Here is a 15,406-nt window from a genome sequence, read left to right as displayed (position 1 = left end):
CGTATTCAAGGCTAACAGCAACGGAATGGGCAGCATAAATGTTACTGTAAACGGCAAGACCACAAAGGTAAACGGCAACAAGCAGTACACATGGGGCGGTCCTGACGCAGAGCTTGGCTACTATCAGGATACAACGGGAGATCTTGACGTTTCCATCACAGGAAGCGGCAGCTTCACTATCTGGGGCATTGGTCTCATAAAGTAAAATTTAATGTAAAAAGCTCCGACTTGATCAGGTCGGAGCTTTTTGTGTCAAAAGATATGAATAAGCACAAAAAACTATTGATTTTTAGGAGAAAATCGGGTAAAATGTTCTTAGAATAATTCGGAACGAAAAGTGTTCGTATATACAGAAACATATCATAATGAAAAGAGGTTTTAGGAATGAACAGACTGAAAAAAGTGCTTGCAGCTGCAAGCACGGCGGCATTGGTCATTGCTGCCTGTCCTGTGACTGCCCGTGCGGAAGTTGCCGCTGACTTTGCCGACAGCTACGGCGAGGTCATAAGCGGAGCAGACTATACTATCATGGTACGTCTCAGCGGCAAGTATATAACGGCTGCAAGCGACGGAAATGTTCAGCAGTGGGAGAAAAAGGGCGACAGCTCGCAGATATGGCATATTGAGAGTGCAGGGAACGGAAAATGCTGCATTCTCTCGGGAGCTGACAGAAGCAGGGCGCTGACCGTTGAGAACGGCGACTCCACAAACGGCAACAACATCTTTCTTTCGGAGTACAGGGACACGGCGGCTCAGCACTTCATTCTCCACCGCACCGATGACGCATATTATATCACAGCGGAGTGCTCGGGAAATGCTGCTCTTGACGTTTACGATATAAGCTATGATAACGGCGCAAATATAGATCAGTGGGACTACTGGGCAGGCGAGGGACAGAAATTCTATATTCGACCTGTTGGCGGCGACTTTAAATTTGTCCGCGGCGACCTGAATTTTGACGGAAAGACTGATATTTATGACCGTATAATAATGCAGCGCGGAGTCATCAGCGGCTTTGATGATACTATGACATCAGTTGCGGATATGAACGGTGACGGAGCAGTAAATACTTCCGATCTTGTGCTCCTGACGAGTTTTGTTGCAGGAAACGATGTTAATATCGAAACTTACAGCATAATTTCCACAGAAAAACCTGATGTTGCATATCTTTTCGCCTACTTCCTCGGTAATTCTCCCGAACAGGAGCGCCTTTCATATGCAGTAAGCACTGACGGCTACAATTTCAAGGCTTTGAACGGCGGCAGGGCAGTATGGAAATCGGGAGTCGGCACGGAGTGTCTCCGCGACCCGTATATATTCAAGGGCGAGGACGGCTTCTACTATATGCTCGCTACGGATATGAAGTCATCTCTCGGCTGGAACAGCAACCGCAACCTCCTCAGTGCAAAGTCTACCGATCTTGTACACTGGTTCGATGAAACGAGTATCGAGATAGCCAACAAGTACTCAAATATGCAGGGCGCTGACCGCGCATGGGCTCCGCAGGCGATATACGATGCCGAAAAGGGCGCGTATATGATATATTTTGCAGCGAGAGTCCCGGGACGTGATGACAGGACTATCATGTACTATGCATACAGCAGAGACATGAAGAAGCTTGATACAGAGCCGCAGCTGCTGTTTGCGCCAAAGAACGGCAACGACGCTATCGACTCCGATATAATATTCGTGAACGGAAAGTACTATATGTACTACAAGAATGAGACCAATAAGCGCATATATCTTGCCACGTCCGACCACGCAAGCGGTCCCTACAGCGAGATAAAGCAGGTCTCGGAGGGGGATATCGGCGTTGAGGGACCAAATATCTACAATCTTATCGGAACCGACAAATGGCTCATGATGTCCGACGCTTACGGGGACGGATATTACGTAATGCAGGAAACTACAGACCTTGTGAACTTCAAAACAATCAGCAGGAGCAGCTACAGCTTCAACTTTACGCCTCGTCACGGCTATGTTATACCCATAAACGGCGACCAGTACACGGCACTCATAAACGCTTATCCTTCTGAGGGACTTTCACCAATAAATACGAGAATGAGAGCTCCTGTAGTAAATGTGAACGTGGGGAGCAGCATTGATATGCCGGATACTGTCGCAGCAGAGTATACAGGCGGCGGAGTATGCGATATGAGTGTGGACTGGAACAGCTCTGATATATCGCGTATAGACACATCAAAGGCAGGAGTTTACAGCGTCAGCGGTACTGTAAAGTCCAGTTCCGAGCTTTATCCCGACCCTTTCATAAAAGAAAGAGCCGACCCATATATAGTGGACGGCGGCAACGGCTATTACTATTTTACGGCTTCATATCCTGCATACGGCAGCGTTGACAAGGGCTACGACCGCATAATCCTCAGGCGCAGCAGCACTGTCCGGGGACTTGCCTCGGCGGAGGAAAAGACTATATGGAAAGCACATTCCAGCGGCATGCTTGCCAAGCATATATGGGCTCCCGAAATGCATTATATCGGCGGCAGCTGGTATATGTTCTTTGCAGCTGGAGCAAGCAGCGATATATGGGCGATACGTCCCTATGTGCTGAAATGTGACGGAGACCCGTACACGGGAAACTGGACGGAATGCGGACAAATGCAGGCTTCAGCAGGCGACAGTTCCTCATTTGCTAACTTTTCGCTGGATATGACCTATTTTGAGAACAACGGCAGACATTACGTGATATGGGCTGAGATAAAGGGGGATTCCTCACTTTTTATGGCTGAGATAGACCCGTCACAGCCCTGGAAGCTGATTTCTGAGCCCATTCTCCTTACAAAGCCGGAGTATGACTGGGAGCTTGTGAATAACCGCGTAAATGAGGGCGCGGCAGTACTGAAAACAGAAGATAAGGTATACGTTTTCTTCTCTGCTTCGGGAACAGGCTCGGAGTACTGCGTAGGCAGGCTTGAAGCCGATATAAACTCCGACCTTATGAATACGAAGAGCTGGAAAAAGCTCAGCAGTCCTGTTTTGTCGACTGCCGATGTAAAGGGCTGTGCAGGTCCGGGACACAACAGCTTTGTGAGGGACGAGCTCGGCAATCTGCTGATAGTTTATCATGCAAGGCCTGATTCCCATTCATCGGGAAATTGCGGAACTTACAACAAGGATCCCCTTTACGACCCTTGCAGGCATACGCGTATAAAGCGTGTAGCCTTTGACGGAAACGGCGCTCCTGTCATCAATCTTGGCAGCGAAGCGGAGCTTGCCGGAAACAATAAAAATATAACGGCTAAAGTCGTAGTAGGATAATAATTGAAAAAGCTTCACCTTGTGTGTGATACGCATAGAGAAATATTTGTGAGAGTTTATTGAGGAAAACCTTTCCTCAGAAAGGTTTCCCCCGATAAGTCCCATATATACTTCTTTACGAGTACCACACATATAAGTGAAGCTTTTTCAATTAAATGTTTATGAGAAGTTTCCTGATAGCGATAACATCAAAGATATCTATTATCTTATCCTCGCAGACATCTGCGGCTTTCCAGGCTTCAAGCTGTCCGTTTCCGAGAATGAACTGCTGAAGTGCTACAAGGTCGGCGACAGTTAAAGAGCCGTCCTGATTAACATCTCCCCTGAGAGGCAGTTTTTCGGTTGTTGTTGCAGAGGTAGTTGTGGTTGTAGTTATTGTAGTAGTTGTTGTTGTTGTCGTTTCCTTTGGCTTGAAGCCAGAAATATCATTGAAAAGCTTTTTCAGCTCCTGATCTGCCATCTGGCATTTTTCACGGTCATAGTGTCCGCCCGGAGTTGACCACAAAACAGGGCAGAGCTGTCGCTCATAGGCAGCTTTGCACACGGAGCTGAGGAAAAGTCTGACGGAATCGGCCTTCTTGCCCTTTGAGGGGCAGCCGTACTCGCCGATGATAACGGGGATACCCTTATCGACATAGCCCTTTTTCATCATATCCATGTTTTCGTAAAGTTCCTTGTAGTCCGCATCGGTTCCCCACGTTGGACGAGCCTTTGCCCAGTCGGCGTCCTCGTCCTCGAGTATAGCGAATCCGGCAGGAGTGTAGTAATGAACTGATACCGCCATGCGCTGTGCCGGATCATCCGGCATTTTGAAAAGCGGATCGCAGGTGCGGTCAAATCCCGTATTATATCCCGATATCAGCAGATGACGCTTTGGATTATTTCCACCTGATTTGCGGACAACATCAACGAATTTCTGATTGATCTCGTTTACAAGTGCGTAGGACTCCGCCTTTCCGTCGGTGCTGCCCCACGGATTCCATATCTTTTCCCAGCCGAGCTCCTCATTCTGCGATTCAAACATGAGCCTGTCGCCGTACTCCTTGAAGCTGTCGGCTATCTGAGTCCACATGGTCTCATATCGTGTCATGCATTCGTCCTTATTGTCAGGGAATGTGTTTACCCAGCCGTTATCCCAGTGGATATTGATGATACAGTACATATCGCAGTCGATGACCCAGTCGACGATCTCATGGACTCTTGCGTCAAGATCCTTGTTTATCTTGTAGTCGTCTTCCATGAGGTTGGACCATGCAACGGGAACACGGACAACTCCGAAGCCCTCGTCAGCCATGCCCTGTATCATTTCCCTTGTGATAACAGGACTGCCCCATGCGGTTTCGTACTCCTCCACTGTGAGGATACCGTCGCCCCACTGCTTGTCAACGTCGGCTATCCAGTCACCGCAGGCTTCCATTGTGTTTCCGAGGTTGATGCCGATCCCCATATCGCGGACTATCTCCATAGTCGTCATATCGCGCATCTCGTTACCGGCGGCGTTTGAAAGGCTGTTCTGCTGCAGCGCATAGGGCTCGGTTACAAGCATGAGAGCAAGAACAGTGCTTATGACCTGTTTTTTCATAGAAATTCCTCCGTAATTATAATATCCCATAAAAACGAAACTGTTACCCAATGCTATTATAGCACATTCAGCACGAAAGTGCAACATGATTTTGATATATTTAAATAAAATAGGTATTGAAATTGCTATTATTAAGAAATAAAAGTGAAATTGTACACTTAAAGTGCAAAAAACGGTGCGGCATTAGCCGCACCAACGAAGGATTATTCAATTACTGTATTGGTCTGATACTTTCAGCTCTTTTTTTTTAATCTTTTCTCTCAGGATTTCAATAGGCACGGGCTTGCTGAACAGGTAGCCCTGAGCGCGGTTACAGCCGATAGATGCGAGGAAATCAAACTGTTCCTTTGTTTCCACACCCTCGGTAAGAGAGAGCATTTTGAGCTGTTTTGAAAGACTTACTATATTTTCAAGTATAGGTCTTGTCTTTTCGTTGCTGCTGAAGCCCGAAAGGAACTTCATATCTATCTTTAGGACATCAAACTGATAATCCTTCAGGACGTTCAGCGAAGAATAGCCGCTTCCGAAGTCGTCCAGCCATACCTTGTAGCCAAATTCGCGGAGCCTCTTGATAGCAGACGGCAGGAATTCCTGCTGGTCTGTAAGGGCGCTTTCGGTGACCTCAATATCAATAAATTCCTTTGGGACTTTATATTTTTCAACAGTTTCGCACAGGAATCCCACGATATCGCAAAGCTCAAAGTCAAGTCTCGAGAAATTCAGTGATACGGGAACAAAAGGCTTGTTATTATCTACAGAATCGCGATAATCCCTGCAAACCGACTCTATTATGCACTGGTCGAGCTTGTGTATCTGACGGTACTCCTCGAGTATCTCAATGAAAAGACCGGGGGAGAGCAGTCCGTAATTTGGATCCTGCCACCGTGCAAGTGCTTCAAGTCCGCATATTTCGCTGTTTTCAGTGAGAACGATAGGCTGATAATACACCTGTATGTAACCGTTTTCGATAGCAGTGTCGATATTGTTGACGATATAATGCTTGAGCTGGAACCTGTCCTCGAGGGTCTTGTCGTACATTCTGAAAGTGCGGTCGTAGTGTTTCTTAATGCTGTTGCAGGCGAAACGAGCACGGTCACAGGCTAAGCTTACGTCGGCTTCGTCGCCTACAGGCTTATAAGCGCCGCATTTGAGCTCAAGGTGGACTTCCTTCTGGAGCTTCTTTATTTCTCCCGAGATCTGACCGATAGTGTTCTTTGAGCCCTCATAGCTGGTGAGAACAACGAAATGGTCGTCGGAAAACCTTGAGACCAGCGAGCCCTTGAAGGAGTCGTCTATCATGTGAGCTATCTTTATCAGCAGATCGTTTCCTGCATGAAATCCGTATTTTTCGTTGTAGGACTTGAAGTTTTCAATGTCAAAGAAGAGGAAAACGATATTTTCCTTGTCGGTTGTGACGTAATTGAGGAGCTTTTCGGCTTCATTGCGGAAATAGAACATATTATGTATTCCCGTAAGGTCGTCCTCAACGGAGAGCTTCGAGAGATAGGTGTTTATCTCCTGCAAATTCCCGGCTTTCAGCGCCTGTATCCTGATGCCGTTGTAATTTGCTATGCAGACCATGATAGTTGATATCCACATAAAGAAGAAATTGATCTTTGTAGCTTCCGTAACTCCTGTATCAGTCGTATTGGCGATGACCATTTTTTTTATGTTGACCATAGTGTTTACAGCCACCATCTGATCCATCTGAAAGTACAGATACAGGAATGATACGCCCGATATCAGAAAAGCTGCATAGGGACGCCATGTAAGCAGGCACAGTGAGAACAGCTCCATTGTAATGAATGTGAGTATCTGTTCGCCCTTTTCGTAATCATTAAGGGAGACTTTTATGCCGAAAACTATACAAATGACCATGAATACACATTTTGTGATGACAATGACATTGCGGCATTTGAGTTTTCCACGCAGGAATTGTATTGCACAGAAAAGCATTATGCAGCCTGTAGTGAGCAGGACGATGTAGTTTACATAATATTTTTCAAAATAGTGCCAGAAATTGCTTTGGAGATGTTCGCGGAAGATAGTCCGTGTCATACGGATTATCATCCATACTTCGAGCACGATGATAATTGACGACATATAAATGCTTTTTCGCATATTTACATTGTCGAAGTAATCGCGGACATAGGGACTGTGTTTCTCAAAGCCAAGAGATTTCAGAATTGCGCTCATATCATACCCCCCCCTTAGAAATGTGTTAAAAAACATTTCTAAATAATTCTAACATAATATACTTTTTTTGTCAATAGATATAATGTGAATATAGCATATATTACTATAAACAATAATAAAATCTTTACTTATAGATTATAAGATAATCGCAAAAGGGAAGGGCAGTCAAAAGGCGAAGACTCATATAAAAAAACGGCAAAAGCTCCTGTTTTCAGGAGCTTTTTGCCGTTTGAAAGGAATAAAGATTAAATCTGAATGGTCAGATAAGCAGTTTTCTCATGTAAATTATATCAAATACATCAGCCACGCCGTCCTCGTTAACGTCGCAGGAGTACTGCGGCTTTATCTTTGCGAGGACTGAGCCCTGACAGTACACAAGGTCTGCAACGTTTACGTCGCCGTCACGGTTGAGGTCGCCCTCTGCGGACTTAGGCGGCTGCGTTGTAGTAGTAGTGGTCACAACGGAAACTGAAGCAGTCGTGGTCGTTGTCGATGAGGTAATCGAATAGAATGCAGGATCGAAGTCCTTCTCCGAGATTTCGGGATAAACTAGCTGAGTTATCTTGTAATCGGTAACGGGTGTATGCTTTATGTAGAAGTTTTTGGAGCCCTTCAGGAAGTACTCGTATTTAACTTCTCTTCCGCCTGCACCGTCGAGATCGTCCCATGTTACGTCCATTCCGTACCATTTTCCGTCTTCCATCTGTACGTAATTCCACATATGACCTGCGTTGTCCTCCTCGATGAGGTTTCCGAATACGCATACGCATGGGATATCGAGCCTGTCGCAGATGATCTTGAAAGCTTCGGAATAGCCCTCGCACACAACGCCGGGTTCAACAAGGGCGCCTACAGCGGAGCTGCTGAACTTTGCCTCCAGGTCGTAATATGTGAATTTTGATATATAATCATGTATATTCTTGAGCACTTCGTACCTGTTTGCGCCTGTTACAGGGACTTTTTCAAGAGCTTCATCAAGAAGCTTTCCGTATTCAACAGCGTTTTCACGGGATTTGAAGCCCTCGAGCCATGACGGAACTATAGTCAGCGAGCGTATCTTTACAGTATATCCGCCTGCAAAGAAATCACGGGTTATAGTTGTGTCGGAACCCACGGATATAGCTAAATTCGACGGGTCTATCCAGTAAAGTTCGGGACGGTCGAAGAGAGCGCAGTCGATACCGGGCTTGCAGTTTGTGAAAAGAGCCTCCTGGTATGTTTCGGTATCCTTCTCCGTGAACTTGGAAGGGTCGCGCTCATCGAGCTTTATTGATACAGATCTGGTGAGCTTGACGTTAAAAGGCTGGTCAGTCGGTTCGTCAAGCTTCATCAATGCATTGTACACGGCAAGATTGTTGCCATCAAGTGTGTCGCCGTAATTATAGAAGCCGTCCTTGAAGTTTGAAAGTATCTTCGGCTGACTGCTCAGGTCGATACTGAAAGAATCAAGGTCGCTGAGATATACCTCTGCAGATTCGGAATCAAAATAATCAGGCTCTTCGTTTGCCGCAAAAGCCGAGCAAAGCCCCGAGCACATCAATACAGCGGCTGATGTCACGATTGAAATTGTCGATGTGATCAATTTTTTCATACATAGCCCTCCTAAAGTAGCATTTGATTCCAATTCCCCATGTTTTTTTCTATAAATCTATTATACACAAAATCGCCTAAAATGTCAATCCTTTTCACTCAATATTCATCTAAAATTAACAAGGTTTTTTTAGTAAAAATTGCTATTCCAAATGAGAATATCGCTATATATAGGCGTTAGTGCTTTAAGCACTAAAAAAAATAGTTTTCTTGCTATATAATTTGTTATATTGTCACTTGAAAATGGGGCTATGCTGTGTTATACTTTTATTTGGAGATTTTGTGCTGTTTTCAGCGCTTAATAATATTTGAAAGGTGAGATTCGGAGAAATGATGTTATCTCAGATGACAAAAGAGGAGCTCAGCGCATTCAAGAGCGAAAACGAAAAGCTTTACGGCGAATTCAGGAGCAAAGGGCTCTGCCTTAATATGGCAAGAGGAAACCCCTGCAAGCAGCAGCTTGAACTGACTGTTGATATGCTTAAAGTTTTTGACGACGGGGATTTTATGAGTGAATGCGGCGCAGATGTCCGCAATTACGGTGTGCCTGACGGTATCCCCGAGGCTAAGAAGTTCTTTTCGGAGATGATAGGTGTTGGCACGGACGAGATAATCATTTTCGGCAATTCGAGCCTTAATGCAATGTTTTTTGCTGTTCAGTGCGCTTACAACAAGGGCATTCTCGGCAGCAAGCCGTGGTCTCAGTGCGGTAAGGTTAAGTTCCTTTGCCCTGTTCCCGGCTATGACAGACACTTCAAGGTAACTCAGTTCTTTGACATTGAGATGATAAATATCCCTATGACTCCCACAGGTCCCGATATGGACATGATAGAGGAGCTCGTAAAGAACGATGAGTCCATCAAGGGCATATGGTGCGTACCTCAGTATTCAAATCCTGACGGTATCTGCTACAGCGATGAGACTGTAAAGCGTTTTGCAGCTCTCAAGCCTGCCGCAAAGGACTTCCGTATCTTCTGGGATAACGCATACTGCATCCACCACCTTACAGACGACCCGAAGTACATACTCAATATCCTCGACGAAGCTAAAAAAGTCGGAAATGAAGACATAGTTTACGTTTTCGGCTCGACTTCAAAGATAACTTTCCCGGGCGCAGGCGTTGCCGTAATGGGCGGAAGCAAGAAGAATATCGACGAGCTCAAGAAGTTCCTCGGCATAAGCATTATCAGCCACGACAAGATGAATCAGCTCCGTCACGTCAAGTTCTTCGGTACTTTTGACAATATGCTCGCTCACATGAAGAAGCATATGGCAATAATTGCTCCGAAATTCAGACTTGTCTGTGATAAGCTGGAAAAGGAGATAGCTCCTCTCGGTATCGGAAGCTGGACAGATCCTAAGGGCGGATACTTTATATCATTCAACGCTCCTGACGGCTGTGCAAAGAGGATAGTTCAGCTCTGCAGCGAGGCAGGAGTAACTCTCACAGGCGCAGGCGCAACTTTCCCTTACGGAAAGGACCCTGACGACAAGAATATCAGGATCGCTCCCACATATCCTCCGATAGAGGACCTCGAAAAGGCAATGGAACTCTTCGTGATCTGCGTAAAGATAGCGGCTGCCGAAAAGCTTTTAGCTGAATAAAATTAAGCCCTCTCGTATGTGCGATACTCGTAAAGAAGTATATATGGGACTTATCGGGGGAAACCTTTCTGAGGAAAGGTTCTCCCCCGCCCCCCCTTCCAAAGACTTTTAACCCAAATTTTTCCAAACAGGACGCCCCCTGTAAGATATACAGAGGGCGTTTTTATTATGTCGGGCGTCCTGTTTGGAAAAATTTAAGCTGGAAGTTTTAGGAAAGGAGTTTGAGGAAGAACCCTTTTTCAAAAGGGTTTTCCTCAATAAATTTTCACATATACTTCTCTATGCGTATCACACATAAGAGAGGGCTTTTTGTTATCCTTTTGAGAATACTTCCTTATCAATGACGTCTATATTTGCATTTCTGTCGACCTGAAGAACGCTTCCTACGTCAACATCATCTCCGTAGTATGTGCCCTCGGCAGGTATCTGTATCTGTTTTGTCTCATATCCTGCAGCAACGGGGACTCTCAGCGAGAGAAGATACATTTCAAGTTCGGTCATATTTGTGCTTACGTCAGGTATAACGTCTGAGGCAAGATTCTTGAACATTGACGGCTTGAAGGACTTTAGTTTTGCGAAGATAAGTGACATTACCCTGCGCTGACGCTCAGTGCGCTCGAAGTCGTTGTTTCCGACATTCCTTATACGCGAGTAGGAGAGAGCCTGTTTTCCGTTGAGGTGAAGCTTTCCGCCGCCGCTGAGGAGATCGGAGTTCCTGTCGTCGCCCATGAGCTCGTTCACTTCGGAGATAAGGATTATGTTTATCTGCTCGGCTTCTGCGTCGGAAACTTCGATATCTATTCCGCCCACAGCGTCAACTACCGACACGAATGAGGCAAAATCCACGGATACATAGTCGTCTATGCGGACGTCGAAATTGTATTCGATAGTGTCCATAAGAAGATCGGGACCGCCGTATGCATACGCTGCATTCAGCTTATCCCAGCCGTTATCGGGGATCTCAACATAGCTGTCGCGCATGAAAGATGTCATGATGATCTCATTGGTCTTGCTGTTCATGGAAACGAGTATCATCGAATCGGAACGTCCGCGTTCCTCGGCGCTTCTGCCGTCTGTACCGATGACAAGAACACTTCTTACGTGACCTCTGCCGACATCGCTGGCATAGTGACTGCGCCTTTCAGAGGGTACCTGATTAACCTTTCTTATGAGGCTGACGGAGGTGCATGAATAAACTCCGAACACAAGAAGGAACAGAACAAGGACTACTTTGAATACTCTGCCGACAATTCTTCTGAGCAGGGATTTATGATGCTTCTTTTTCTTTGGCTTCGGCTGCTCCTGAGGGGCTTCCGGTGCAGGTCTTTGCTTTTTTCTGTCCGTCTGTCTGTGGTGAGCAGGAGGGGGAGCAGACGGTAACGGTGCAGGCGCGGGAGCTGAATGTCCCGTTCCGCTGTAATTCTCAGGCGGCTGAGAGTTATAGTCATAGTAATCCCCGTCGCTGTCATCGTGGCGAACAGGCGGCGGAGGAGCGGAAGAATGGGGAAACTGCGGCGGCAGCTGAGACTGCGAATACACAGGCTTTTCCTCCTGAGCGGGAGCATATTCCCGTCTTTGCTGTGTATTCTGCCGGGGAACACGTCTGTTGACTCGTCTGAGCGGCGGCAGTTCGCGTCTTTCTTCCTCATGTTCATCGGGAACTCCCGATATGAGCATTGTTTCTTCATTGTCTGTGTTAGGAATGTTGTTTTCATCTCTGCCGTTATATCTGTGTGGCATAATGAGCTCCTTTCTATGCTTTAAGAACCTGTACCATCAGTGATACAGGTTCTTGTTATGTCATGTTTTCTTGAATTTCACAGCGATATATGTAAGTACTGTCCACGCCAGGTTATAGACCGTGAGGGCTGTAGCCGACATATAAACGTAGTTGTATCTGAACGCCTTTGAGAGTATCAGCAGCATACAGAGCACAAATCCGAGAAGTATTGACGCTGTTTGCAGAATAAGTCCGATTATAGCGGAAAAATGCACGACTTTCGTGCCGATGAGAAGCTCCGCAAGCGATGAGAACTTTCCTGTTGTAGCCATTGAAGCGCTCAGACGAACTGCTTTCTTTGTCTCCTCATAGAAGTCCTCGTGGTGCTTCTTGGGGATTATCCTTGCCATTTCCTCGGGTATACCGAAGAGCTTGTTGAGCTTTTTCACGGTAATGCAGGGGTCTATGCACTTTATGAACGTATAGATCTTGTTTTTGCAGAGCTTTTTTGCCCAGCGCTTTACATATCTGTCAGCAACGATGTCAACAACGAACATAGCCGCGAGATTTCCTGAAATAGACAGGTAAAGAGCTTCCTTTCCGGCGTCTACCGACTCGGCTTCCTGTGACTTCGTGGGAACGCCCTCGATATTGTGGCTGGTCATGAGATCGCGGTTTCCGAAAAGCACGCGCTTGTTGTTTATCCAGCCGCACATACCCATGCCCTCTTCATATGAGTAGTTCTCGATAGGGTAGAGCGAACCGTTCCTGCCTGCGATAACGTCGCTGAAAAGCTGGGACATTATGCTTCCTGCTGTGGAAGTAAGGCTTGCGGCTTCAAGAAAGGCTTCGTCAAGCTTTGTGTTGGAGAATACCTTTATACCGTCAAGTCTGACAGTACCTTCGGGGAAGAGGGTATTTGCGTCGATAAGTATGGAATTTGTATCATAGAAGTCGTCAACGCTCTGATAACCCAGCATAATTCCCTTATTCTTGATGGCGCTTTTGGAAACGTTTTCAAGGGGGATATTTACAACGAAAGGCATAGCGATACAGGACGTAGCGCAGATTATCATGCTGAATATTGAAAATCCGAACGCTGCGGAATCCAGTGTGAATAAATTGCCCTTGCAGAACAGTGTCAGGAAAAACGATACAGCTATTGAAGCAATAAGGCATATGGGTGAAGCCTTTTTGCAGAAATCATCGGTCATATCCGAGGAATAGGTGTATCTCAGGAAGTCCGTGAGGAAGTCCGTCTTACGCATTGAAGCGAGGATAGGGAAGTCGCCGAGAGTGCCTCTTGTAATGCGTTCCGCACGGTCCTCGTCAGTGACATAGGTAATGCCGTGACGGTCGAAATTCTTGGAAACAAAGCGGAAATTCCGCGCCGCTCGCCTGATTATGAGCAGCTTTCCGATAGAATTGATGAAAAGCGCAAGTATTCCCACGGGCATATAAATGTGTATGTTTTCCGTCCTGATGAGCTCTGGACTGAGAAAAGCTGGGATTATGGCTATAAGACAGGACAGAGCCGTGACTGCCGTCATTGAGTCGCTGTCAGCTTTCATGGTGAAAAGCTTCCGTATTCCCTTTGTTATTACCGCCATGGACGAAAGTATGGAAACAGCTCCGAGAACGAGATGTACCGTGAGGTATGTCTTGATATGCGACATACTGAAAGCGTCTATTATAGGCAGATCGAACTGATTTGCAAGAGTGATGAAAAGACTGAGGAAAGCTGTCATCGCGAGTATCACCACTCTTACGGAGATAGTGCTTTTCAGCTCGTAGATATCTCTTCCCACGTCCTCAACGTCGCCGTAATAGTTGAAATCGACTATCCTTTTTGTACGCTTGTTCTTGGAGTGCACCGACATGAACTCGTCGGCTTCCTGAGTGATGTGAACGTCGAGCTGTCCTGCGTCGATATCAGCCTTTTCACTGAGATTGATGCTTGTGAGCTCCGCACGGGGCGCAGGCTCAACGGGCTTTGCAGCCTCAACAGCGGCAGGCGAGGGGACGATATCGGTTATCTGTTTCTTTCCCTCGGGACTTTCCGCCTCGTTGATTATCTGTATGCGGCTGCGCTTTTTCCTTTTGAACTCGGGAGGAGTGTACATATACTCTCCGTCGGGAGTTTCCTTTGCGTAGGTATAGTCGTTATCCTTGCCGCGGCGTTTTTTCTTGTTCTTCTTGTTTTCCATCTCCTTGGCACGGGTGGACTCGCTCATGCGCCTTATTTTAGGGGCTTCATCGGGAGTCATCTGAACAGGAGTTATAGTGCCTGACGGGATGTTTTTCCTCTGCGGATTTGACTGTATCTCACTGATTGCGTCAGAGCTTACAACAGCTATCTTATGCCGCGCGATATCAGCAGGCTTGGTCTCATCTGCCGGATTGGGATTTCTGAGAGCATTATCGAATAATGCTGATTTTTCATGTGAAATAGGTGGTCTGGACTTAGCTTTCTCTATGATATCGGGGGATTCGACAGTGGAATTGAGTATTTTCTGAGTATCTACCCTGCCTGCCGCCCTGAGATCCTTGCTGTCCGGAGAATATTCGTCCAGAATATCCTCGAGCGATGGTTTCTGATCCGACATGGTTATCTCCTTATTTAGGGCTTCTGGCGCTGGCGGAGCACTTCATACATGAAGATGCCTGCCGCAACGGAAGCATTGAGTGAATTTATTTTTCCGAGCATCGGAAGTTTTATCATAAAATCGCATTTTTTCTGAACGAGCTGGCTCATACCGAAGCCTTCGGAGCCTATGACAAGAGCAACTCCGCCTGTGAAGTCTGTCGCGGTGTAGTCGGCTCCCGAAGCGTCCGTACCGTATATCCAGACGCCGTTATCCTTGAGAGTGTCGATGCACGAAGCGAGATTTGACACTCTTGCCACGGGAACATAGCTCGCCGCACCTGCTGAGGTCTTGAATACCGTGGAATTAAGGGAAGCGCTCCTGCGTTTCGGTATGATAACGCCGTCTGCTCCCGATGTCTCGGCAGTACGGATTATAGCACCGAGGTTGTGGGGATCCTCTATTTCGTCGCAGATGATGATAAAGGGCTTGGTACCTTTTTTGCGGGAAACCTCAAGTATATCCTCAACGGTGACATATTCGCCGCAGGCACCCTCTGCAACGACTCCCTGATGAGAAGCGCCGTCGGAAAGCCTTGAAAGCTTCTTGTCGTCTGCGTCCTTGACTACGACGCCCCTGTCCTTGGCAAGCTTTCGGATAACGCCGAGACTTCCGCCGTTTCCGTTTATATAGACAGTATCTATGTTAGCGCCCGATTTAAGCGCCTCGATGACGGGATTTCTGCCGCATATGAGGTTTGCGGACTTTTCGGTAGTATTTTTATCTTTTTCCATATCTTACAGCGGGCACGAAGCGCCCATGCTCCTTTTGTTCTGTATATTTCAGTTTACT

Annotated in this window: 9 protein-coding genes; 3 read left to right on the top strand and 6 right to left on the bottom strand. The window is 46.6% G+C overall.

Annotated elements, in window-relative coordinates; translation table 11 throughout:
- Positions 1-205, top strand: a 205-nt coding sequence (locus IKW96_RS03760) for a hypothetical protein (protein WP_296570455.1), incomplete at its 5' end; no start/stop codon positions are given.
- Between the two features lie 179 nt (positions 206-384).
- A complete protein-coding gene (locus tag IKW96_RS03755) occupies positions 385-3,276 on the top strand; it encodes a family 43 glycosylhydrolase (protein WP_296570453.1) in 2,892 nt (963 codons plus the stop codon).
- A 151-nt stretch (positions 3,277-3,427) separates the two neighbouring features.
- Here the strand turns inward: IKW96_RS03755 and IKW96_RS03750 are convergent, their stop codons facing one another.
- The 3 genes from IKW96_RS03750 to IKW96_RS03740 all read right to left on the bottom strand — a co-directional run bounded on the left by IKW96_RS03750 (position 3,428) and on the right by IKW96_RS03740 (position 8,645).
- Positions 3,428-4,858 (bottom strand): cellulase family glycosylhydrolase, encoded by a 1,431-nt coding sequence (locus IKW96_RS03750; RefSeq protein ID WP_296570449.1) that lies wholly within the window; start codon positions 4,856-4,858, stop codon positions 3,428-3,430.
- A 207-nt stretch (positions 4,859-5,065) separates the two neighbouring features.
- The gene (locus IKW96_RS03745) at positions 5,066-7,054 is read right to left on the bottom strand and encodes a bifunctional diguanylate cyclase/phosphodiesterase (protein WP_296570446.1); all 1,989 of its coding nucleotides are present in this window, start codon (positions 7,052-7,054) and stop codon (positions 5,066-5,068) included.
- A gap of 259 nt (positions 7,055-7,313) precedes the next feature.
- Positions 7,314-8,645: a transglutaminase domain-containing protein gene (locus IKW96_RS03740; RefSeq protein WP_296570442.1), complete on the bottom strand. Its 1,332-nt coding sequence runs from the start codon at positions 8,643-8,645 to the stop codon at positions 7,314-7,316.
- Positions 8,646-8,974: 329 nt separating this feature from the next.
- On the opposite strand from IKW96_RS03740, the gene IKW96_RS03735 reads away from it, so the two are divergent.
- Positions 8,975-10,249, top strand: coding sequence for an aminotransferase class I/II-fold pyridoxal phosphate-dependent enzyme (locus IKW96_RS03735; RefSeq protein ID WP_296570438.1), 1,275 nt, complete (start codon positions 8,975-8,977; stop codon positions 10,247-10,249).
- A 312-nt stretch (positions 10,250-10,561) separates the two neighbouring features.
- Here IKW96_RS03735 and IKW96_RS03730 read toward each other — a convergent pair whose 3' ends face one another.
- Genes IKW96_RS03730 through rlmB form a run of 3 tightly spaced genes read right to left on the bottom strand, consistent with a single transcriptional unit; the run spans position 10,562 to position 15,348 of the window.
- Complete coding sequence (locus IKW96_RS03730) at positions 10,562-11,989, bottom strand: LCP family protein (protein WP_296570434.1); 1,428 nt, start codon at positions 11,987-11,989, stop codon at positions 10,562-10,564.
- 60 nt (positions 11,990-12,049) lie between these two features.
- Positions 12,050-14,575, bottom strand: coding sequence for a hypothetical protein (locus IKW96_RS03725; protein ID WP_296570432.1), 2,526 nt, complete (start codon positions 14,573-14,575; stop codon positions 12,050-12,052).
- Positions 14,576-14,589: 14 nt separating this feature from the next.
- Positions 14,590-15,348, bottom strand: coding sequence for a 23S rRNA (guanosine(2251)-2'-O)-methyltransferase RlmB (gene rlmB, locus IKW96_RS03720; protein ID WP_296570430.1), 759 nt, complete (start codon positions 15,346-15,348; stop codon positions 14,590-14,592).
- Between the last annotated feature and the right edge of the window lie 58 nt (positions 15,349-15,406).

Source organism: Ruminococcus sp. (genome assembly GCF_017549005.1).
Taxonomy (GTDB): domain Bacteria; phylum Bacillota; class Clostridia; order Oscillospirales; family Ruminococcaceae; genus Ruminococcus.
The sequence above is the reverse complement of the archived record's forward strand: the minus strand, read 5'-3'. Positions and strand labels throughout refer to the sequence as shown.

Excerpts from the sequence above, each read along its gene's own strand:
- IKW96_RS03740 (WP_296570442.1), bottom strand. The coding sequence starts at position 8,645 with ATGAAAAAATTGATCACATCGACAATTTCAATCGTGACATCAGCCGCT.
- IKW96_RS03745 (WP_296570446.1), bottom strand. The coding sequence starts at position 7,054 with ATGAGCGCAATTCTGAAATCTCTTGGCTTTGAGAAACACAGTCCCTAT.
- rlmB (WP_296570430.1), bottom strand. The coding sequence starts at position 15,348 with ATGGAAAAAGATAAAAATACTACCGAAAAGTCCGCAAACCTCATATGC.
- IKW96_RS03730 (WP_296570434.1), bottom strand. The coding sequence starts at position 11,989 with ATGCCACACAGATATAACGGCAGAGATGAAAACAACATTCCTAACACA.
- IKW96_RS03755 (WP_296570453.1), top strand. The coding sequence starts at position 385 with ATGAACAGACTGAAAAAAGTGCTTGCAGCTGCAAGCACGGCGGCATTG.
- IKW96_RS03725 (WP_296570432.1), bottom strand. The coding sequence starts at position 14,575 with ATGTCGGATCAGAAACCATCGCTCGAGGATATTCTGGACGAATATTCT.
- IKW96_RS03735 (WP_296570438.1), top strand. The coding sequence starts at position 8,975 with ATGATGTTATCTCAGATGACAAAAGAGGAGCTCAGCGCATTCAAGAGC.
- IKW96_RS03750 (WP_296570449.1), bottom strand. The coding sequence starts at position 4,858 with ATGAAAAAACAGGTCATAAGCACTGTTCTTGCTCTCATGCTTGTAACC.